The 19,461-nt window shown below is 69.4% G+C and carries 23 protein-coding genes and 4 pseudogenes; 14 read left to right on the forward strand and 13 right to left on the reverse strand.

Annotated features, from left to right (window positions below; translation table 11 throughout):
• The first annotated feature begins 431 nt into the window (after positions 1–431).
• Together ABZ876_RS27620 and ABZ876_RS27625 are read left to right on the forward strand one after the other, a co-directional pair.
• Positions 432–944 carry a TOBE domain-containing protein gene (locus ABZ876_RS27620; RefSeq protein ID WP_361786715.1) on the forward strand — a complete coding sequence of 171 codons (513 nt, stop codon included), beginning with the start codon at positions 432–434 and terminating at the stop codon, positions 942–944.
• Between the two features lie 88 nt (positions 945–1,032).
• On the forward strand, positions 1,033–1,365 hold the full coding sequence (locus ABZ876_RS27625; RefSeq protein WP_361786718.1) for a putative quinol monooxygenase: 333 nt from the start codon (positions 1,033–1,035) through the stop codon (positions 1,363–1,365).
• Between the two features lie 267 nt (positions 1,366–1,632).
• Here ABZ876_RS27625 and ABZ876_RS27630 read toward each other — a convergent pair whose 3' ends face one another.
• Positions 1,633–1,794: a hypothetical protein gene (locus ABZ876_RS27630; protein ID WP_361786721.1), complete on the reverse strand. Its 162-nt coding sequence runs from the start codon at positions 1,792–1,794 to the stop codon at positions 1,633–1,635.
• 229 nt (positions 1,795–2,023) lie between these two features.
• Between ABZ876_RS27630 and ABZ876_RS27635 the strand changes: the two are divergent.
• The 4 genes and pseudogenes from ABZ876_RS27635 to ABZ876_RS27650 all read left to right on the forward strand — a co-directional run.
• Positions 2,024–2,170 (forward strand): annotated as a pseudogene (locus ABZ876_RS27635) (cold shock domain-containing protein); the annotation flags it as partial.
• Between the two features lie 59 nt (positions 2,171–2,229).
• The gene (locus ABZ876_RS27640; protein ID WP_361786724.1) at positions 2,230–3,186 is read left to right on the forward strand and encodes a helix-turn-helix domain-containing protein; all 957 of its coding nucleotides are present in this window, start codon (positions 2,230–2,232) and stop codon (positions 3,184–3,186) included.
• A 108-nt stretch (positions 3,187–3,294) separates the two neighbouring features.
• Positions 3,295–4,293 (forward strand): type I glyceraldehyde-3-phosphate dehydrogenase, encoded by a 999-nt coding sequence (gap, locus tag ABZ876_RS27645; RefSeq protein WP_361786726.1) that lies wholly within the window; start codon positions 3,295–3,297, stop codon positions 4,291–4,293.
• A gap of 363 nt (positions 4,294–4,656) precedes the next feature.
• Complete coding sequence (locus ABZ876_RS27650) at positions 4,657–5,337, forward strand: hypothetical protein (protein WP_361786729.1); 681 nt, start codon at positions 4,657–4,659, stop codon at positions 5,335–5,337.
• Between the two features lie 771 nt (positions 5,338–6,108).
• Here ABZ876_RS27650 and ABZ876_RS27655 read toward each other — a convergent pair.
• The 3 genes from ABZ876_RS27655 to ABZ876_RS27665 all read right to left on the reverse strand — a co-directional run bounded on the left by ABZ876_RS27655 (position 6,109) and on the right by ABZ876_RS27665 (position 8,591).
• Complete coding sequence (locus ABZ876_RS27655) at positions 6,109–7,059, reverse strand: intradiol ring-cleavage dioxygenase (RefSeq protein WP_361786732.1); 951 nt, start codon at positions 7,057–7,059, stop codon at positions 6,109–6,111.
• Positions 7,060–7,501: 442 nt separating this feature from the next.
• Entirely contained in the window at positions 7,502–8,422 is a 921-nt protein-coding gene (locus tag ABZ876_RS27660) for a hypothetical protein (protein ID WP_361786735.1), read from the reverse strand.
• Between the two features lie 25 nt (positions 8,423–8,447).
• Positions 8,448–8,591: a hypothetical protein gene (locus ABZ876_RS27665; RefSeq protein ID WP_361786738.1), complete on the reverse strand. Its 144-nt coding sequence runs from the start codon at positions 8,589–8,591 to the stop codon at positions 8,448–8,450.
• Between the two features lie 257 nt (positions 8,592–8,848).
• On the opposite strand from ABZ876_RS27665, the gene ABZ876_RS27670 reads away from it, so the two are divergent.
• On the forward strand, positions 8,849–9,400 hold the full coding sequence (locus tag ABZ876_RS27670; RefSeq protein ID WP_361786741.1) for a DinB family protein: 552 nt from the start codon (positions 8,849–8,851) through the stop codon (positions 9,398–9,400).
• On the opposite strand, the pseudogene ABZ876_RS27675 reads toward ABZ876_RS27670, so the two are convergent.
• Positions 9,369–9,611: pseudogene (locus ABZ876_RS27675) on the reverse strand (transposase); the annotation flags it as partial. The gene ABZ876_RS27670 and the pseudogene ABZ876_RS27675 overlap by 32 nt on opposite strands.
• Positions 9,612–9,860: 249 nt before the next feature.
• The gene (locus ABZ876_RS27680; protein ID WP_361786744.1) at positions 9,861–10,244 is read right to left on the reverse strand and encodes a hypothetical protein; all 384 of its coding nucleotides are present in this window, start codon (positions 10,242–10,244) and stop codon (positions 9,861–9,863) included.
• A 350-nt stretch (positions 10,245–10,594) separates the two neighbouring features.
• On the opposite strand from ABZ876_RS27680, the pseudogene ABZ876_RS27685 reads away from it, so the two are divergent.
• The 3 genes and pseudogenes from ABZ876_RS27685 to ABZ876_RS27695 all read left to right on the forward strand — a co-directional run.
• Positions 10,595–10,699 (forward strand): annotated as a pseudogene (locus ABZ876_RS27685) (LysR family transcriptional regulator); the annotation flags it as partial.
• Between the two features lie 668 nt (positions 10,700–11,367).
• Positions 11,368–11,583: a hypothetical protein gene (locus tag ABZ876_RS27690; RefSeq protein WP_361786747.1), complete on the forward strand. Its 216-nt coding sequence runs from the start codon at positions 11,368–11,370 to the stop codon at positions 11,581–11,583.
• A 415-nt stretch (positions 11,584–11,998) separates the two neighbouring features.
• Complete coding sequence (locus tag ABZ876_RS27695; protein WP_361787087.1) at positions 11,999–12,508, forward strand: hypothetical protein; 510 nt, start codon at positions 11,999–12,001, stop codon at positions 12,506–12,508.
• A gap of 362 nt (positions 12,509–12,870) precedes the next feature.
• Here ABZ876_RS27695 and ABZ876_RS27700 read toward each other — a convergent pair.
• Together ABZ876_RS27700 and ABZ876_RS27705 are read right to left on the reverse strand one after the other, a co-directional pair.
• A pseudogene (locus ABZ876_RS27700) lies at positions 12,871–13,170 on the reverse strand (DUF6207 family protein); the annotation flags it as partial.
• 341 nt (positions 13,171–13,511) lie between these two features.
• Positions 13,512–14,558, reverse strand: a complete 1,047-nt coding sequence (locus tag ABZ876_RS27705) for a helix-turn-helix domain-containing protein (protein ID WP_361786750.1) — start codon at positions 14,556–14,558, stop codon at positions 13,512–13,514.
• A 140-nt stretch (positions 14,559–14,698) separates the two neighbouring features.
• On the opposite strand from ABZ876_RS27705, the gene ABZ876_RS27710 reads away from it, so the two are divergent.
• Positions 14,699–15,529 carry a dienelactone hydrolase family protein gene (locus ABZ876_RS27710; protein ID WP_361786752.1) on the forward strand — a complete coding sequence of 277 codons (831 nt, stop codon included), beginning with the start codon at positions 14,699–14,701 and terminating at the stop codon, positions 15,527–15,529.
• A 275-nt stretch (positions 15,530–15,804) separates the two neighbouring features.
• Here the strand turns inward: ABZ876_RS27710 and ABZ876_RS27715 are convergent, their stop codons facing one another.
• Entirely contained in the window at positions 15,805–16,422 is a 618-nt protein-coding gene (locus tag ABZ876_RS27715; protein WP_361786755.1) for a TOPRIM nucleotidyl transferase/hydrolase domain-containing protein, read from the reverse strand.
• Between the two features lie 265 nt (positions 16,423–16,687).
• Here ABZ876_RS27715 and ABZ876_RS27720 point away from each other — a divergent pair, with 265 nt between their 5' ends.
• On the forward strand, positions 16,688–16,999 hold the full coding sequence (locus ABZ876_RS27720; RefSeq protein ID WP_361786758.1) for a hypothetical protein: 312 nt from the start codon (positions 16,688–16,690) through the stop codon (positions 16,997–16,999).
• Positions 17,000–17,170: 171 nt separating this feature from the next.
• Here ABZ876_RS27720 and ABZ876_RS27725 read toward each other — a convergent pair whose 3' ends face one another.
• Positions 17,171–17,392 carry a hypothetical protein gene (locus ABZ876_RS27725; protein WP_361787090.1) on the reverse strand — a complete coding sequence of 74 codons (222 nt, stop codon included), beginning with the start codon at positions 17,390–17,392 and terminating at the stop codon, positions 17,171–17,173.
• Between ABZ876_RS27725 and ABZ876_RS27730 the strand changes: the two genes are divergently transcribed.
• Both ABZ876_RS27730 and ABZ876_RS27735 read left to right on the forward strand, forming a co-directional pair.
• The gene (locus ABZ876_RS27730; protein WP_361786761.1) at positions 17,298–17,789 is read left to right on the forward strand and encodes a transposase; all 492 of its coding nucleotides are present in this window, start codon (positions 17,298–17,300) and stop codon (positions 17,787–17,789) included. The two genes, ABZ876_RS27725 and ABZ876_RS27730, sit on opposite strands and share 95 nt — an antisense overlap.
• Positions 17,741–18,145 carry a hypothetical protein gene (locus ABZ876_RS27735; protein ID WP_361786764.1) on the forward strand — a complete coding sequence of 135 codons (405 nt, stop codon included), beginning with the start codon at positions 17,741–17,743 and terminating at the stop codon, positions 18,143–18,145. The genes ABZ876_RS27730 and ABZ876_RS27735 overlap by 49 nt, the downstream gene beginning before the upstream one ends.
• Before the next feature lie 128 nt (positions 18,146–18,273).
• Here ABZ876_RS27735 and ABZ876_RS27740 read toward each other — a convergent pair whose 3' ends face one another.
• The 3 genes from ABZ876_RS27740 to ABZ876_RS27750 form a co-directional block, all read right to left on the reverse strand.
• Complete coding sequence (locus ABZ876_RS27740; protein ID WP_361786767.1) at positions 18,274–18,447, reverse strand: transposase family protein; 174 nt, start codon at positions 18,445–18,447, stop codon at positions 18,274–18,276.
• A 258-nt stretch (positions 18,448–18,705) separates the two neighbouring features.
• The gene (locus ABZ876_RS27745) at positions 18,706–18,927 is read right to left on the reverse strand and encodes a helix-turn-helix transcriptional regulator (protein ID WP_361786770.1); all 222 of its coding nucleotides are present in this window, start codon (positions 18,925–18,927) and stop codon (positions 18,706–18,708) included.
• Entirely contained in the window at positions 18,927–19,412 is a 486-nt protein-coding gene (locus tag ABZ876_RS27750; protein ID WP_361786773.1) for a DUF2975 domain-containing protein, read from the reverse strand. The genes ABZ876_RS27745 and ABZ876_RS27750 overlap by 1 nt, the downstream gene beginning before the upstream one ends.
• Positions 19,413–19,461 lie beyond the last annotated feature (49 nt).

Below are 19,461 nucleotides of genomic sequence, written 5' to 3' on the forward strand. Positions count from 1 at the left end.
GAGGAGCGTGGCCACCTCGGCGATCTTCCGGCCGGAGGTGACCAGATCGAGGACACGGCGGCGGAACTCGGGCGGATAGCTGCGGGGCATAACGGGCCTCCGGAGGCCGACGGGTAGTCAATTCTCCAGCATCCCGGCCCTATTGAACCCGGGGCATACCACTCTATGCGTTGACTCCAGCTACCGGTTTGGGCCGGCGTTGTGCGTAGTGGTTGGTCTCGTGCTGGTGGGGTGGGACGTCACCGATCGCGCTGGGGAGGCGCTGGTTGTCGAACCAGCCGACCCATTCCGCGGTACCGAGTTCGACATCGGCGAGGCCCTGCCAGGGCCGACGGGAGGACGGTGGACCGGGGCAACGGAAACTCTCACGCCGAGGGCCGGACGGTGTCCGCCGCCTGGGACGTCCCGCACAGCACCGGCGAGGTCTCCAGGTGGGCGTCCGGCCCGAGTGCGTCGAGGTCGTCACGGACCCGGGTCCCAACACCTTCACCGGCAGACTGCGAAGCGTCACGGACCACGGCGCACAGCGGGTGCTCGAGGTGGAGATGGCCGGGCAGCTCGTCAGGACCAAGACGCTGCGGGAGGAGGGGGTCCCGGCGGGCGAGGAGGTCCTGGTCCATCTTCCGCGCGCCAAGGTCCTGCCATACGCGGACGGTAAGTTGATACTCCCGGTCTTCGTGATCCGGCGGGCACGCCCGCGCCACTTGCCCGCGACACCGTGGCGGACCGCCGACCGGGCGGCTCGCCACGGGGCGTTGGGCGATGGCGCCGGGCCGGAAGCGCTGCGACGCGTCCGCACTCGCGGGTCCGCGAGCCGGCGACCACAGGCGGAGGTCGTACGATCTTGTAGCGACGAGCCCCCGGCCGAAATGCGGGGAAAGCCGCGGTCGCCCGCGGATCGGCTTGTCACCCTGACCGTCGCGTACACGACACATGTGGAATGAAAGTGGCGGCACTGCGCCGGCCCGAACGTCTCCCCTCCCCCGCGCCACACGCGGTGGAATTGGCGAAAGACAACAGCGAAGGAATCTCATGATCTTCATCACCGCCAAGTTCCGAGTCCGTCCCGAGCACGCCGACCGCTGGCCCGAGATCAGCGCCGACTTCACCCGCGCCACGCGCGCCGAGCCCGGCTGCCTGTGGTTCGACTGGTCGCGCAGTGTGGAGGACCCGACGGAATACGTCCTGGTCGAGGCCTTCCGCGACGACGAGGCCGGGGCCGCGCATGTGCAGTCTGCGCACTTCAAGGCTGCGCAGCAGACGCTGCCGCCCCATCTGGTCGAGACGCCGCGCATCGTCAACATGACCGTTCCGCAGGACGACTGGTCGCTGCTGGGGGAGATGGCGGTCTCCGGCCAGGAGTAGCAGTCCAGTCCCGCCGCCGGGTGCCGGTAGGACTCCGTCAGATTGGTGTAGATCTTGCTGGTTGGTGCCTGGTCCGGGGTCGGGGCAGGGGTTGATGGCAGGTCGTGCACAGCGTCCACCACACCCAGCAGCACAGCCGCGGCCCGACGTCGTCGCCCGCGGACACAACCAGCCTCAGCCGGGGCGTCCCCGTCCCTGCCCATTCGGTCACCGTACGAAGCGAGAGACGGCCCCGAATCCGGACAGCGACGGAGCGTCGCGACTGGTTCAGGCTGGGGAGCCGTCGACTTCGCGGATGCCGCCTCCGGGTCCGGTAGCGAGATGCTCCTGGAGCAGGGTGAGGACGTTTGCAGCCAGTTCCTGTGCGTGGTCGTCGCCGAACTCACCGGTGAAGGGCTCATCTTCGTCGGTGAGGTCGGCCAGCTCCAAGGTGGTCCCCAGAGGCGCTGGACCCGCCGGCGGTCAGCAGTCGTGCCCACAGCGTGCCCGTGAGAGCGGACGACCACCGTCGACAGGGGTACGTTCCGACCTGCACGACCGCACCGAGTACAGGGCGTGTCTGCACGTCAGGGCCATACGGCCCGCCCAAGCGCCGTCGCTTCCCAAGCTGAGGTACTGGACAGGTGGCGGCGCACACAGGGCCCGCAGAGTTCCGCTCATGGTGACTGCGACTGTCCGCGAGTGGAACGACGAAGAAGGATGGGGCGTGCTCGACTCCCCGGAGACGCCCGGTGGCTGCTTCGGCCACTTCTCCGACATCCGGGTGACCGGCTTCCGAACACTGTCGCCCGAACGGCAGGTGGAGTCGTCTGCCCGGTCCGCGCAGTGGGCGTATCGACGTCACGCCCCACGTAACCTCTTCCTGTGTCAGCCTCCCGCCAGCATCGCGTCGCCGTCCTCGTGCTCGAGGGTGCGAAGCCGCTCGATGTCGGAATTCCGGCGCAGGTTTTCACGACCCGCGCGAGCATGCCGTACGAGGTGCGGGTGTGCGGGGCGACACCCGGTCTTGTGACCGGCGGCGATGGCCTCGCCTACTACGTCGAGCACGGCCTCGACACCCTTGCGTGGGCCGACATCGTCTTCGTCCCCGGCTACCGGTTCCCGGACCGCGACGACCCGCCACAGGCCGTCATTGACGCACTGCTCGCAGCCCACGACCGGGGCGCGCGGCTCGCCGCCATCTCGACGGGCGCCTTCGCGCTCGCCGCCACGGGTCTGCTCGACGGCAGGCGCGCCACGACGCACTGGCACTACACGCGGGCGCTCGTGGCCAGGCACCCGCTCGTCCGGGTCGACGAGAACGTGCTGTTCGTCGATGAGGGCAGCGTGCTCACCTCGGCCGGCGCCGCCTCCGGGATCGACCTGTGCCTGCACATCCTGCGCGGCGACCTCGGAGTGGCCGCGTCCAACCACGCGGCCCGGCGTCTGGTTGCGGCCCCCTACCGCAGCGGCGGCCAGGCCCAGTACGTGCCGCGCAGTGTCCCCGAGCCGCTCGGTGAGCGGTTCGCCGCCACCCGAGAGTGGGCGCTGCACCGGCTCGGCGAGCCCCTCACCCTCGACATACTGGCGCGGCAGGCGGGGGTCTCGCCGCGCACGTTCTCCCGGCGCTTCGTCGAGGAGAGCGGCTACACGCCGATGCAGTGGGTGATGCGCGCCCGCATCGACCTGGCCCGGGAACTGCTCGAGCGCTCGCAGCGCAGCGTCGAACAGATCGCCGCCGACGTCGGGCTCGGTACCGGTTCCAACTTGCGCCTGCACTTCCAGCGCATCCTCGGCACCACACCGAGCGAATACCGGCGCACCTTCACCCGGGGCGAGTAACCCTGCCCGGCACCGCGTGGCGGGATCCTTTTGAACCGTGGCGATACCGCCACTGTCGGCGGCGCCGGCCGCGGAGGAGCCTGGTGGCGAAGAGAAGGGACATCATTCATGACTCGTATCGCCATCAACGGATTCGGCCGCATCGGACGCAATGTGCTGCGCGCCCTGCTCGAACGCGACAGCGCCCTTGAGATCGTCGCCGTCAACGACCTGACGGAGCCCGCCACTCTCGCCCGGCTGCTCGCCTACGACAGCACGGCCGGCCGGCTGGGGCGCCCGGTGACCGTCGACGGGGACGCCCTCGTCGTTGACGGCCGTCGGATCACGGTGATGGCCGAGCGCGAACCGGCGCAGCTGCCGTGGGCCGAACTCGGCGTCGACATCGTCCTGGAAGCCACCGGCCGCTTCACCTCGGCGAAGTCCGCCCGCGCCCACCTCGACGCCGGCGCGAAGAAGGTGCTCGTCAGTGCGCCGTCGGACGGCGCCGACGTGACGCTCGCGTTCGGGGTCAACACCGACGCCTACGACCCGGCCGTGCACACGATCGTCTCGAACGCCTCATGCACCACCAACGCGCTCGCGCCGCTGGCCGCGGTTCTCGACGAACTCGCCGGTATCGAGCACGGGTTCATGACGACGGTGCACGCTTACACGCAGGAGCAGAACCTGCAGGACGGTCCGCATCGCGACGCCCGTCGCGCCCGGGCCGCCGGCGTCAACATCGTGCCGACCACGACCGGCGCCGCCAAGGCCATCGGCCTGGTGCTGCCGAACCTCGACGGCAAGCTGTCGGGCGACTCGATCCGGGTACCGGTGCCGGTGGGCTCGATCGTCGAACTCAACACGACCGTCGCCCGCGACGTGACACGTGACGACGTGCTGGCGGCGTACCGCGCCGCAGCGGAGGGGCCGCTCGCCGGCATCCTCGAGTACTCGGAGGACCCGCTCGTGTCGTCCGACATCACGGGCAATCCCGCATCATCGATCTTTGACTCGGCCCTCACCCGCGTCGACGGCCGCCACGTCAAGGTGGTCGCGTGGTACGACAACGAGTGGGGCTTCTCGAACCGCGTGATCGACACGCTCGAGTTCCTCGCCACCCACTGACCGGACGCCGGGGTGGTACCCCGCCTCCGGCGACCGCGCCAGCCGGCACTTCCTTTGGGCGCTCTGGTTGACCAGCCGGGCAACCAGAGCGCGCGGTCACGGGGTTGACGCCGGCCGGGGTTCATTCGTCTGAGCCACGACCTGCGGGGACCCCGGCGCAGGCGAGACGATCCGGCCCGTCCGGATGGAGAGTTGGGGAACAACCCCAAAAAGGCGCTGCGCGAAAAGGTGTTGCCCGAGAGGGCAATGCACCTTCAGGCAGTGCCCGATCGGGCCGTGCCTGAAGAGACAATTTCGGTCAAGGAACCGCGTACGTAGGGTCGTTAGCGATCACACAGAAGCCCATACGACAGGGAGTCACGCATGCTCACGTCCACGACCGGCCGTCTCGCCTCTGCCACCATCGCTACCGTTGCCGGGCTCGCCGTCCTCGCTCCGGCCGCCCACGCCGCCGACGCCGCCCCGGCCAAGCCGGCGGCCAAGCTGACCGTCCCTGCGTACGAGAAGTACCTCAAGCAGCAGCGCACCCCGGCCGCTAAGAAGGCCGCCGCCCAGTTCGCCAAGCTGAACAAGAACCAGAAGCAGGTCTTCGTCAAGACCCTTCAGGACCAGAAGGTCTACAAGGCCCTCACCGGCAAGGCCTGGGGCAAGATCCGCAACGTCACCACTGTCGACCGCTACAACAAGAACGTCACCTTCGTCACCAAGGCGACCTTCAAGATCGTCAAGGACAAGACCCGCACCACCACGGCGACGTTCTCCGTGACGGAGAAGATCTTCAACATCCCCGTCACCACCGAGGGTGCCACCCTTGTCTACCCGACCATCGGCAAGCTCCCCGGCATCACCAAGGGCAGCATCGACGTGTTCAACATCAACGCCGCGATCCGCATCGACGCCACCGGCAGCGTCAGGGGCAACAACGCCAGCGGTCGTATCACCGCTCTCCCCCAGGTCAAGTCCTTCGGGAACAAGGCCGTCAAGCACGTCACCCTCCACGCCACCAAGGACGCCTTCATCGGCCAGCTCGTGAACCAGAAGTAACACCTCCAACACGGCCGGGGGCCGCACAGCCCACACCCCCAAAGGGAGCGGCCCCCGGTCCCAAAAAGCCGATCGGCGCCCGTGGACAGATACCCCCGTCCAGCCCTCGTCCGGCGATCGTCCCCCTCATCACTCACGGGGCGACGGCCGGGCGCCGCTCCTCAGGCCCCCGCAACAACGCGTTCCCCGGTGCGCGTCCCCGCAAGGGGCCCGCACCACCGCCGCCTTGTGCCTACGGGAGGTCTCGGGCGGCACACGAAGCGCCCTGCACTGGTCCCGTACGGGACAGCGCAGGGCCTTCGCCCGTTTCAGCGAACTCCCCGGCCCGCGCACGGTCGCGGCCAAGCCCCTCGGTGAAGCGGTACGGCGTCACCGGCTACCGCTCATTTCCGTTCCGACGCTCCCGGAGAGAGCGCCGTTACTGGATCACTCTCGATGGCGCTGGTCACAGCCGTTCATCGCTATCCGCGACGAGGACGGTCGCCTCGTAGCGGGCGCCGAGTTTCTCGTAGCGGACAGCGAGTTTCTCCTAGCGGGAGGCCACCGCCCGGTGCCCCGTGCGGCGGACCGCACCCGACAGCATTCCGCTCGCGGTAGTCGAAACTCGTCGAACTTCGGCGAGCGGCCGCCGTAGGAACCTCGCCGTTGTGAGCGACCTCGCGCGCCCGGCCCCGTGGGTGCAGGACCTGGTGACTGCGACTGAGCTCGCCCCCGCCCACCGGGCGGGGGCGAGCTCAGCGCTTTGGCTCAGCGCTTTGGGCGGGGAGCGGATCAGGAGGAAGGGCTGGGGCTGGGGCCTCCGCCGCCCGGGCCGCCGGGGGGACGGCCGCCCGCCTCGGGCGGTGTCGCGTCCGGGTCGACGGCGAGCACGATGGAGCCGGTCAGGCCCTTGCTGTAAGTGCCCGGCTTGACCTGCTTGAGCGTGACCAGCGAGGCCGCGCCCGCCGACCGGGCGACGTGGTCTTCGGCCAGTTTGACCCGCTGGCTTCCCGTGTGCTTCGCGTACGGGTCCAGCTTGGCGATGGCGTCGGCGACTTCGTCGGCGAAGAAGACCTGACCGGTGTGGGCGACGTGGCCGTCCTCGTACGTCCGGCCTTCGACCTCGCCGCCGTAGTGCACCTTGAGGTGGATGTGGGTGGTGCGGCCGTAGTACCAGCCGGGGAAGATCGTCTTGAACGTCGCCTTGCCATGCCGGTCGGTGAGCTGCACTCCGCGCAGGAACGTCGTTTCGTCGGTGTTCGGAACGTGCCCGTTCTCGTCGGCCTTGCTGGGGTCGTAGGGCTCGTCCGGGGAGATGGCCGTGTAGCCGGCGTAGACGCCACCGGCGTCACAGTGCCAGATGTCCACCGCCGCGTTGGGGAGGGGCTTGCAGGTTTTCGTGTCCACCACCAGGAAGGTCATGGCGAGCGGTACGCCGGGCCTACCCTCCGTGATGTTGCTGCGGACCTTCTCCTCCTCCAGATAGTAGGGGCCTGTCATCTGCTCCGCGGTGAGAACGCACTGCGGGGTGGCCGTGGAACCCGTGCCGGCAGAGCCGGTGGTGGTCGCGTCCGTGGCGGAACCCGCCGGTTCAGCCGAGGCGTTGGCGGCGTAGGCGGCGATTCCCGCCGCGCCGAGCCCCGCTCCGCCGAGTACGGTCAGGACCTTTCGCCTGCTGGGTCCCGCCTTGGCAGGGGCGTTCTCGTCGTCCGCAGAGCGTGCGTGGTGCTTGTCGTTTGACATGTCATGGAAGCTACAAACCGAGTGTGAGAGGGCTCTGGGTGGCGGCTGTGGATGACCTGTGCGACATCGGCTCGCTCCGCCCAACACCGCCCCGTGACGATGGTGTCGCTTGAGACGGTTGATGTCACACTCCACCGCGTGACACTCACGGTAGACGGTCTTCTCGAACGTCGGCGGGCGGCCGCCGCGGGCGACTAGCTTCTTGCGGTTGCGGACGTGTTCGGCCTTGTCCGGGATGATGCTGCGGATCTCACGTCTTCGCAGGTAGACACGGTTCTTGCGGGAGGCGTAGGCCTAACGGGCCCGCACCCGGTCGGGGCGGGTGCGGGCCTGTCTCGCTCATTCCGGCCGTCTGGCGGCCGACGAGGCCGAGGGATGCACCGTTCACGCCGTGTCCATGTGACACAAAGTGGGCCGGAGTAAGGCGCCCCCCCACGCCCCGTCAGACGTCCCCTAGTAACCGGCGCCGGTGCGCGAAGTGCCGAAGCCGGGCCTCTGTGACCTGCTGCCGCATCCGGGACTCCAGGCGCTCGCGGGTGTGCGGGTCCGGCGACCACCACTCGCCCCCGGCCTCCGCCCGCCAACCCTCGTGTGCCTCCGGGCGTGCCCCCAGCCGCAGGCGCTGGCAGCGGCAGGGCCGATGGTACCGGCGGCCGGGGTGGTCCAGTCCCTGGCCGGGATCCCACCGCGCCAGGAGGCCGGCGACCTCGGCTTCACCGTGGTGTTCGGCCAGATCCCGGACGCGGTCGGCGTATGTGAGCAGCTCCAACTCCCAGTAGAGCGCGCAGTACCCGCACAAGGGCACCGACGGCCCGTTCGCGCCGACCAGGTCGGCGATGGCGTCGGCCAGCGGCCGCGGCAGGCGGCCGTGGGCCCCGAGGTGGGCGAGTGCTTGGAGATCCCTGACGGGGTGGGGCGCTTCCCAGGCCGCCGTGATGCCTCCAGCGGCCAGCATCCGGTCCCCCGTTTCGGGGTGCCGGGACAGGAGGCGGACGCCGAACAGCGCGCACTGCTCCCCGACGGCCCCGAAACCCGGTTCCGACGGGTCGATCGCCCACCTCAGGTGGTACTCCCACGCGTCCGAGGCGGGCAGGGGGTCAAGCGGACAGATGAGGACGTGCTGTTGCTCCGCCCACAGCCGGGCGCTCACGTCCTCGGGCGGGCTGACCGAGGTCGAGGATGCCGTGCAGCGGTGCAGGGAGGTGATGCGGGCACGGAACAGGCGCAGTCGCAGAACGACACCGGACACGGGATCGAGATGCGCCTGGGGCCGTACCACGATGACGGCGTGCCCTTCTAGGACCCCGGCCGGCAGCTCCGACTCGAACCGTAGATCCAGTGGCACAGATCCGGCTTCGTTCATGACGGGAACGCCTCCTTCGGTCGGATCACGTGGAGGGTGCGGGTGTCCCCTGGGCGATGCCTACGGGGCACCGAAGTCCCGGGCCGAGGACCTCGGCAAGGCCGGCGCCGAGGCCGAACACGCCCAGGTACTGGCCGCCACCGAGGAATGGGCCGACTGCTTCGATCACCAGCGCCTCCACACAGCGATCGGAGACATCTCGCCCCGCGAACACGAGACTAACTACTGCGCTCGGCACCAGCCCCAACCGGTGGCCGGAGTCAACGCATAGAGCCTCCACCGCTCCCAGAGCGATTCACTACATCAACAGTCATGACGGCCGCTTGACTTCCTGATTGGGAAGTCTCTTGTCGTGCGGACGCGACCTGGCCGACGGGTGCGTTGTCCCTCTGGCGATCCTGTGAGTTGGGCGGTCAGAGTTGGCGCATGACATGGATAGCGCCGCAGATTGAGCGCACTACGCGGATCGGTGACCTGGCCACCGTACCTGAGCGTCGAATGCTGCAAGGCTGGCTGAATTGGCATCGGGAGACCTTGCTGGTCAAGTGCGCGGGGCTGGAGCCGGCCCAACTGGCGCGGACCACCGTGGAACCGTCGAACCTCACCTTGCTGGGCCTGGTCCGTCACATGGCGGAGGTGGAGCGGTCATGGTTTCGGCGGCGCTTCGCGGGCGAGGGCGTCGAGAATGTCTTCATCGATCCGGGAGACGGCGATGAGGGCATCGACGGAGTCCACGAGGCATATGCGGAAAGGGACTTCGAGAGGTTCCGGGCCGAGGTCGCCGCGTCCGAGGCAGCGGCAGCCGGCCATGACCTCGACGAGACGTTCACGTCCGCGCGCGGCGCTCCCCTCAGCCTGCGCTGGCTCTACGTGCTGATGATCCAGGAGTACGCCCGCCATAACGGACACGCCGACTTCCTGCGGGAGCCAGGGCACGACGGCCCCGTCCGGTGCCCTGGTAGCCGGCGTCGGCGATGACCGTGGTCCTGTCGGCAACGGCCTTCGCTCCGGGCATCTCCCACGCCTTGCAGTCGTCGCGGTCGCCGGGCACTGGCCGCCCGACGGTCACGACAAGGCGGGTGTCGGCGTCGATGACGACCTGGTGGTTCGTCGAGTAGCGGTAGTTCTTCGGCTGCTCGGCGCCGGTGTGGTCGCGTCTGGGGACCAGGGTGTCATCCACGATCAGCACGTGTCCGGCTGTCGGCCGCCGTCTGGCTGTCGGCCGCTCCCTTTGGTGCCCCATTCCCGGTAAAGGCGAATCCGTGGAGACAGAGGAAGGACGTCCTTCCCCAGCCGAAAAGAGGCCGCCTCCGGTATCACGGTGACTGCTGATCGCGGCGCTGGCGCCGGGGGGCTGGCGGTGTCGGCGTCCGGACGGGAATGACGGGCATGCAATGGTGGGCTCCGGCGCAGCTCGCACCGGAGCCCTTTGCGGTGGTCAGTAGGCGGCGACCCCCTGGACGGTGGTGCTGGAGAATATGAGCCAGAAGTTGGTGCCGTCCTTGACGTCGGTGGCTGCCAGCCCCCAGCTATTGGCATAGAGCGTGCGGAAGCCGTTGCAGTAGTAGCCGCCGCTGGACGGTGCGAAGCAGGTCTCCACCTCGGTCTGCTGGTTGACCTTGACGTTGATGTCGTTGCAGTAGGACGTGGTGTAGGTGGAGCTGTAAGGAGGCCAATGGCCGTTGGGGTCGGTTCCGTTGATGGACTTTACGTGGTCGCGGCAATACGTGGCAGTGGCGGCGGCCGGGGTCGCGGGAACGAGCAGCACCCCGGCCGCGGCGGAGGCTGCCGCGGCGAGCGCGATCATCCTTCGTGTGTTCACAGTCCTCACCTGTCATGTGCAGGTCGTGGGGAGTCGGACCCGCTCAGTGTGGCGAAGCCCGGTCTGAGCGGCAATGCTTCCAACCCGCCTTTGTAAGGAGGGAGTTGAGGATGCATTGAGTGGACGGGGCAGTGACTGCGGCTTGTGCGCCGTCTCCCGGCTGTCGGGTGGCCAGAGGCACTCGAACCATACGGTCTTGCCGCCCGAGGGTTCCGGTTCCACCCCCACTTGTCGACGACCACGTCCAGCAGGCCAGCCCCCGACCGCTCTTGGGCTTCGGCTACGACTACTGCCAGACGGTGGAGTGTCCGAAGCGCGGCGACTCCGGTTTCGGTTCGGCTACGGCTTGTGCCGACACCCCGGCCCCGGCCACTTTCATAGGCGAGCAGACCCACCTCGTCCGGCCCGCCGGCCACTGCCTGCGCCGCATCCCGGTGACCGACCCGACGCCCGTCTAACCACACTCGCTCCTCTGGCACCGCGACCACCCCCATCCAGCGCCGGCCCGTCGCAATCCAGGATCTCGGGTCCACCAGCGGTGGCGTGCAGGACGGGCAGCATGCCATGAGGCGACTGACCCGTCGGGACAGGTGGCGCACGGAGAAGACGGGCCACCTGCGTAAATGGTTTGGCCGGCAAGGAGGGAGCGAGTCGGGTGAGTTCCTGCGGGGTGCGGTGTACAAGCTCGGCAGTGGCGCAGTGACCTGCTCATACTGTGGCGCGAGACCCGCCACTGACGCTCCGATAGCGGGCTCGCCTGACGCTCCGATAGTGGGCGCGCGACTTGACGGGCCCGCTTCATGTCGCGTCAGCGAACCCCGCCCAGTTGGGGCCGCGGACCTGCACGTCGGCCATCGGGGCCGGCGTGCGCAGGAAGCCGCTGCTGTCCGTGCGGTCCGAGGGCCAGTCTGGCGGCAGGGATGGCACGGTGGTCCGCCTTCGGCTTGGTCCTCGATTTCGTCCGCCTGGCGCCGGCACGGCCACGCTCGATGCTTTGCACCGTGCCCAGCGAGACACGAATCATTGCGGCGACCTTCTGGAAGTGTCTGCTGACGGAAGGCGCGAGTGACCGCCGCGGCGCCGTCGGACAGGGCGTCACCAGCCCGGCGGGAACGTCGAGGCCATGTATTTCGCCTTCCGTGAGGACGACATCGTGCTCATCGTCGACTTCGCCGACCCGGTCTCCATGGCCGCCGTCAGCCTCGCCGTCAAGGCCGAGGGCGCCCTTCGGACCCTGGCCCCACCCCTCCCTCACCCTCGACGAGATCGACAAGGCCGCACGTCGACAGGTCGCCTTTCACGCCCCTGGTACGTAGGAACGCGGGCCCACTGCAGCTGATCAACCCGCGACGGATGTAACCGCGACGGATGTCGTGCTGCTCATACGGCGCATTTCCGTCGCCCCCATGGGTGACAACTCGGATCCAGGCGAACGTGAATGCTCTGACTGTGGAAGCGCTGCTGGCGAAAGAGAGCGTCGCGCCCATCGAGGGCGGAAGGCTTCCATCTGATCATGCATCACCCCCGAAGGACTGTTCGCGAGAACCGTCCGGTTGCAAGACTCGCTATGGCGGCATGCCGACAGAAGGCTTGCCCTCAGCGTCTCCGAGTGGGTCTCGCATTCCCAGAAAAGGAACGCAAGCATGAAATCTGAACCTAGGGCCCCACGGCGTCCCGACGGCCGTTCCAGGAGTTTCACTTGGACCGTCAGAGGCCTTTCGGCAGTGGCCGGAACCGTAGTCGCCGGGGTTCTCATGGCCTCACCCGCGGCCGCCCAGAGCAGCACTCCCTCTGAGGCCCTTACCGGCGCCGTCGCGACGAACTCGGCGAACACGGCCGGCAAGCCAACACCGGTCCAGCCGGACACGGCGAACTCGGGAACCGCGGAAACAGCGGCCAAGGGGCTCGACAAGCACACCCAGCGAAAAGACCTCAAGAAAGACCGGAAGGCGGCTCAGGAGATCGTGCGGGCCGTCGTGCAAGGCGACGCGACCCTCGTGGCCGGGCAGAGCTTCGGTGCCACGTCGGTGACCAGAGTCGAAAACCCCTCAGGCATCTACCAGGTCTGCTTCGACGTGCCGGTCACCAACGGCACGTATGTCGCAACCATCGGCATTCCCGGCAACTCCGGCACGTCGCAGCCCGGTGAGATCACCGTCGTGGGCCGGGTGAACACCGATAACTGTCTGTATGTTCGGACGTTCAATTCGGCGGGGACCTTGGAAGACCGCAGCTTCCATGTGGTCGTGGTGTACTCGAAGTGACCCTGGTACACGCGAAAGTGTGATGATCCCCGAGCCTGAGACAAGCAGCCGCCCGCGACGAGATCGCGGTCGGCTGCTCTCACTCTCGTAGGCGAAGCCGTTGCCTCACAGGGCACCTCTCCTTCAAACAGGCGCTCCTGTGTCGGCGCTGAACCGAGTGCGCTGACCGCTGCCCAGCAGCGTGCCCGCAGTGCCGGACGCCGGCGGCACCCAGCACGACCCGACCGTATCCGTATGAACGTCGACGTCGAGGTGCCGCTGTTCGGCGCAGGCAGCAGCACTTCGTCATGAGCCCGTCCGGGCCGTGGTCGCCTCCGTGGCCTGCCCGTCCAGGCCGGCAGAGGTTTCAGTTCCTGGGACAGGTCCAGGTAGCAGCGCAGCCGTACGCCGGGTTCGTCCGCGTCCCGCGTCGTGTGCTGTGCAGGCGCCGTTGGAGCATGGGTATGACCGACGGCCCGTCTGGAGGGCGACTGGCTGCCGGTTCGGTCTGGGAACCGCGGCCAGGCGACAGGCCGATCACATTGTGCACCAAAGTGTTCGGTCTCTGCCGGTTCCAGCGTCCGCACCCCTTTGGACGCGGCGTCGTGGTGCACTGCCGGGTTGCGGTCACCGGGTGGAGGTGCCAATGAACGGCACCGCCCCCGCCGTGCAGAACACAGCATCCTCGTTGCTACCCCAGGACATCGGCGAGGTTCTGCAGGCGTGCGCTGATGTGTGTCATACGTTCCGGACGGCGTTCAGGGCGAAGCCGTCGGCCAGGCCGCTGTGCAGCACGCTCACGCCGATCCGGTCGCCGTAACCGGCGCCGCACCCGGTACTCTTCCCGCCCTCCCAGGCCGCTGGGGAACTTGAACACGATGCCCTGGAGGGCCTCTCGGCGATCCCGCCACCGCCGCGAGTCCGGCCCACGGGCGGCAGCAACGGCGTGATCACCGCCCACGCTGCGTCAGAAATGTCCCTGCCCCTCGCAATCGGACCGACGATCCGATGATCGGAAAGACACCTAGACGCCGCCGTCCGGGGCGGACGGTCGGGCCGTGCGGCGGGAGGCGGCCCGGTAGGCGCTCGGGCGATGGCCGGTGTGGCGGGCGAAGAGGGCGGCGAAGGTACCGGGGTCCTGGTAGCCGACGGCCGCGGCGACGGCGGCGACGGTGCGGTCTGTGGTCTCCAGAAGATGGCGGGCGCGGCGGACCCGGGAGGCCTGCAGATGGGCCAGCGGGCTGCGTCCGGTCTCTTCGGCGAAGCGGCGCAGCAGCGTGCGGGTGCTGACCCGGAAGGCGTCCGCGAGCGCGGCGAGGTCGTACCGTTCGGCGAGGTTCTGGTCGAGCCGCCGCATGACCCGCTGGGAGAACTCCCGGCCGGGCTGCGGGAGGAGCCGCGGGTCGACGTACGGGGTCTGGGAGGTCCGCGCGTCGTCGACGAGCGCCAACCGTGCGGTGGTGCGGGCCACCCGGACGCCGTTGTGTCGGCGGATCAGGTCCAGCGCGAAGTCGTACATAGCGCTGAAGGCCGCCGTGGTCGTCACCCCCGTGTCGGTGACGACCAGGTGCTCGGGCCGCACGTCGGCGTCCGGGCAACGCCTGGCCAGTTCGCCGGCGTACAGCCAGGAGGTGGTGGCCCGGCGCCGGTCGAGGAGTCCGGCCTCGGCGAGCAGGAACGCGCCGACGCAGAGGGAGACGACGGCGGTGCCGGCGGCGGCCTGCGCGCGGATCGCCGCGATTTCGGGGGCGAGCCGGGCGAGCCGCGCGTCGAGGTTCGTGTCCGGGCGCAGTTCGAAGCCGGGGACCACAAGGACGTCGACCTCGCGCAAGGGACGCACGTCCAGGCTCGCGCCACCCGAGGCGGTGACCCGGCGGCGGGGCGAGACGACCGACACCCGGTAGCCGGGCGCGTCCGGTCCGGCGACATGCCCGGCCATCGTCAACAGGTCCGAGACGCCGAACACTTCGGACGCGAAGCAGTCCGGGTACGCCAGGACCCCGACCCGGAGCGCAGCCGCTCCGGCGCCCGGACCCGCACCGTCCCCCGCCTGCCGCGCCGCATCCGCCATCGCTCCCGTACCCCCTGGTGTCCCCGGCGCCCGGTCGCCGACCGCGTACCGCTCGCATCCCTCGCGTGTGGCGAGATTACCCCTGGCCTCGGCGATCCCGCCCCTCACGCGGTGGCCGGCCCCGGGACCAGGCTGGCCCCATGAGCGACAACGATCCGATCACCGACTTCACCCGCCGGAGCGTGGCCGTGGAAGGGGTGGAGAAGACGGTGTACGTGGCCGGGGCCGGGCCTGCGGTCGTGGTACTGCCCGAGATGCCGGGCATCAGTCCCGACGTCCTGCGGCTCGCGCGCTGGGTGCGGGACGCGGGGTTCACCGTCCATGTGCCCTCCCTGTTCGGGACGGACGGCGCCTTCCCCACGGTCGAGGGCGGCCGGGAGGTCGTCCGCCGCGCCTGTGTCAGCGCGGAGTTCCGCGCTTTCGCCGGGGGCGGCACCAGCCCGGTGACGGTCTGGCTGCGCGGCCTGGCGCGCCAGGCCCACACCGCGTGCGGTGGGCCGGGGGTGGGCGCGATCGGACTGTGTTTCACCGGCAACTTCGCCCTCACCATGGCCCTGGAGCCGGCGGTGATCGCCCCGGTGGTCAACCACCCGTCGCTGCCGCTCGACGACCCCGGCGGACTCGAACTCGACGCGGCGGACGCGCGCGCGGTGCGCGAGCGGCTCGACCGCGAGGGACTCACCGTCCTCGCCTACCGCTTCGAGGGCGACCGCTGGTGCACGGGGCAGCGCTTCGCCGCCTACCGTGCGCTGCTCGGCGACGCCTTCGACGGCCGCGTCCTCCCGGACAGCGCCGCCAACCCGGCACCGCCGCCCTTCTTCGCCGACCTGGTCGGCACCCCGCACAGCGTCGTCACCGCCCATCTCGTCGACGAGGCCGGCCATCCCACAGTCCGGGCCCGCGACGAGATCCTCGCCTTCCTCACCGACCGCCTGCACCCGCACCGGAACCGGCCGTTGCCCGCCACCTGACCGGGCCCTGGTCCGCCAAACACCGCTCCCAAGCGGGTTGAGACGGTTCGGCGTCGGCGGGCCGTGCGATCTCTTGAAGTCGATCTTGTCTTACTTCAGTGGCCGACCGCCGCCGGAACCGAGCTGCTGCCGGTTGCGAACCCGTCCGTATGCACTGGGATTGTGGCTTTGATTCCGCGTCTGCCCTGATCTGCCACCGCAGTCTGACCGCCTGAGCCGGAGACCGCCGGCTGGGATGCGCGTTGCCTTCTGCCGGGATCGACGTCGCCCGGCGGTCAGAGGCTGGAGAGCAGGCCGTCGAGAGGGGCTGGGACGCGGTCGGGGTCGAGGGCCGCGACGAGGACACGGCCGTAATGGATCTTGCGTCCCTTCTTCGTTCCGAAGAAGCGCCTGAACTGCCGCTGCGGGGCACGGCTCTGCTGTGCGGGCTGGCGCAGGAAGATCCGCAGGGCACGCAGGTCGCCTTCCGCCCGGACGAGCTCCTCTACCCGTGTCACGCCCAACGCGCGGATGAGCTCATCCTCCAGGTCCGCCGCGCAGACGAAGAAGCCCTGCCGGGCCGCACCGGCCCGTTCGAAGCCACGGGCGTAGTAGGGACGCTCCGCCTCGTCGCACAGTCCCGTGAGGCGGAGGCCCAGGCCGGGTGAACCGAGGAGTCGGGCGTAGCGACCCACGCTCATCGCACCGCCGATCGACAGGACGCAGACGCCTTCGGCCGCCAGGTTCCGGCCGCGCCTCTCTGCCAGCGCGCTGACCGCCGCGACATCACTCCGCCCCTCCAACAGGACGGCCGCCCGGACGGACAGCCGCGCTGCCATTTCGTGCGCGGGGCCGCCGGGGCCACCCGCCGCCCACGCGGTGACCGCGTCCCGGAACGCCCCCATGTCAGCCATGAGACGAGTCTCGGCCAGTTCCGGCCACAGCGCGATGGAATTTCCGACGGCGCATCGATCGCCGGTGAGCAGTCGGGCCCGACGCTGCGGTTGCCGGCCGTGGTCGACTGCAGAAGTCCGGGAGCGACGCCGGGCGGCCAAGCGGCTCGGACTACCGGAACAGGCGGTATGTCCCGCCAGGGTGTCCAGCCGTGTGCCCCGGAACAGCGCACCGGGGTCGCGCTGCAGCGCCTTCCCGGCGGCGGCCTCGGTCAGTTTGCGGTGGGTGCGCAGGCGTTCTCGCCCCCTGGCCGAACTCGTCGGCGAACTCCCCCTCCGAGACCTCGACTTCCGCCATTGGTGGGCCGATCACCACGTCTTCCAGCGCACCCACGGCACCAAGCACTACCACCACGCCCTCGTCGGCGACCTCGTCATGGGCTACGAGTCCTTCACCGCCACCGACGACCCCGAACAGACCCCCGGCATCTACCCCGCCGAACCCGGCTCCCCCTCCGACGACCGTCTGAGGCTCCTTGCCGGCTGGAGCAGCCCCTCACACCAGCCTGACCACTCCCAGGTTCCGCGACGCAGCTGAGTTCCGGCACCGGACGCTGCCCTGCGGCTCCTGGACGGTGACCGCGGGATCGACAGCCGGGTGGCGCCGCTCGTGATGTCCAGCAGGTATGCGGAGGTCACACACGTGTCGAGCGGGGGCGGACCTCCTGCAGCGTTGGTCGTCAGCGAACCCATCGGCACTCTGGCCAGGTCACGGCCCGTCGGTGACCTTGCCGACCCTGGCTGCGCGGTCGGAGTCACACTGCGCCGACTCGCCCGGCACTACCAGCGGCTGGGCGAGGAAATCGCCGAAGCCGACGCCGACCTCGGTCCGCTGCTTGCCCAGGCCGCACCGCAGCTCGCCGCCCTGCCCGGCGTCGGCCCGGAAACTGCGCGCCGGCTGCCGACCACCGCGGGCGACAACCCCGACCACATGCGCTGGGAAGCCTCCTTCACCCACCTGCGCGGCGCCGCGCCCGCTGCCGACCTCCTCCGGCCGCACGAACCGCCACCGCCTCAGCCGAGGCGGCGACCGGCAGGCCGGCCGAGCCCTCCACACGTTCGTGCCGGCCCGTATGCGCTACGACCGGCGCACCCGCGACTTCGTTGGCCGACGCACCGCCGAAGGCCTGACCCTGGCCGTCGGCGGCCCGCCGCGAAAGGCTGCCTCGCTCGCAGAAGGACCGCGATCCGCTACGCGCACTTCGCACGGGCGCTGCTGGTGCAGGCCGCCGAACAAACTCCCGAGAGCCAGCGGTGGCCTTCTGCGATTCTGTTTGCCATGTCCGCACGAAATCGAAGACTGCCCCGGCACCGTGCCTGGCCCCTGACCACCACCGACATCAACGAATGTCTCGGCCCTTACATGAGCCGAGTCACGGACCTGCGGTTCCTTACGGGGCATGACAGCGGGACCATCGTCCTGGGAGCAGCATGGGTCGCTCCGAACCCCCGTAACCACGGCCGCGGCACACGCCCGGACATGGTCGGCTTCCGCATCGACGTCCACCCGGTCGACGCCACTGATCGTGCTGCCACCCGCGCCGTTCTACGAGCGCATGCCCTCCCGCAACTCCACGAATGGATCACGCAGGCGATCGCTGCCGACGAGACCTGGCAACTGACCGACCACCAGCACTACTGGCGGCTCGCCGACGGCCACCTCATGCACCGCGACGAAGCGTGAAACCGAGTCAGGACGACACGCACGCCCCCGCATCAACGAGGTGGTCAAACGCGCGGGGTCACAGCAAACCCAAGGGGCCGCACCCGGAAATCAGGACACCCGCCCCGGGGTTCCCGTCGGGAAACCCTTCAGTTGTAGCCATGGCTCGGGGCACCCACCGCCGGCAGGGGGGTCGCTCCGGCCGGAACCGCGCATGCGGCCAGCGCGAGCACGACGACCAGAGCGTGGCGTACGCCGTGCGGATCGCGAGGGCCGGGCACCTCGGCCAGTCGCTCCAGCGGGCCCGGGATCTCCTCGGGCACGGCCCCGGGATGCTCGCGGAGTCGGTCAAAGGCAGCCGGGATCGGCGATGACGCGTCTGCGGGCACGGTCTTCCACCCGGACCACGGGCGTCGAGAACTCCATGATCTTGGAAGCGGTGGTGCGGTGCAGGTCAACCGGAGCCTGCCCAAGGGGGTCAGGACGGTGCTGCGGGTGATCGATGATCCACGTCCATGCGGTCCACGTGCCGTGTCACGGGCCGGTGGTGCCAAGGGCTTTCACGCCCACCTTGGGGCACGTCATCCGCCCGAGGCGTCCTCGGCCTCCCAACGCAGCAGGTCGCCCGGCTGGCACTCGAGTACCTCGCAGAGTGCGGCGAGCGTCGCGAAGCGCACCGCCTTGGCACGGCCGTTCTTGAGTACCGCCAGGTTGGCGGGCGTGATCCCTACACGGTCCGCGAGCTCGCCCACGGACATCTTCCGCCTGGCCAGCATCACGTCGATGTCGACAGCGATCGGCATCAGATCACCTCGTCCAACTCGGCCTGCAACTGCGCCGCTTCGCCGTCGCGCGCGACGGCCTGGACAAGCAGCATCCGCAGCACGAGCACGATGAGAGCAACCCCCAGGATGGCCACGCCAACCCCGCCCATGATGACGGTGACGCCCGGGTCGTCCCGCTGGCCCGGCGCATTGAGGACCGTAACCGCGAACCACACGAGGGCAGCCGCCACGATCGCACCGATCACACCGTCCACGTACCGGAAGGCGGCGTGGGAGAACACGGTTCCGCGTCGCACCATCGTCACCAGCCGCCATACGCAGACCAGGGCGACCTGGGCCGACACCATGCCCAGGATCGTGATCACTCGCAGCGGGGTCAGCGGGAGCGACCCGTCCTCCGGGTCGGTGGCCAATGCCCACACCATCAATGCCTGTACGAACACGGTGCCGGCGAGCACCACCACGAGCACGGCACGCAGCGCACGCACTGTCAGCTTTCCCATGATCCATCCTTCCATCGAGTTGCGATGGGAATCTATCGAGTTTCGATAG

Source organism: Streptomyces sp. NPDC046931 (assembly GCF_040644655.1).
GTDB lineage: Bacteria > Actinomycetota > Actinomycetes > Streptomycetales > Streptomycetaceae > Streptomyces.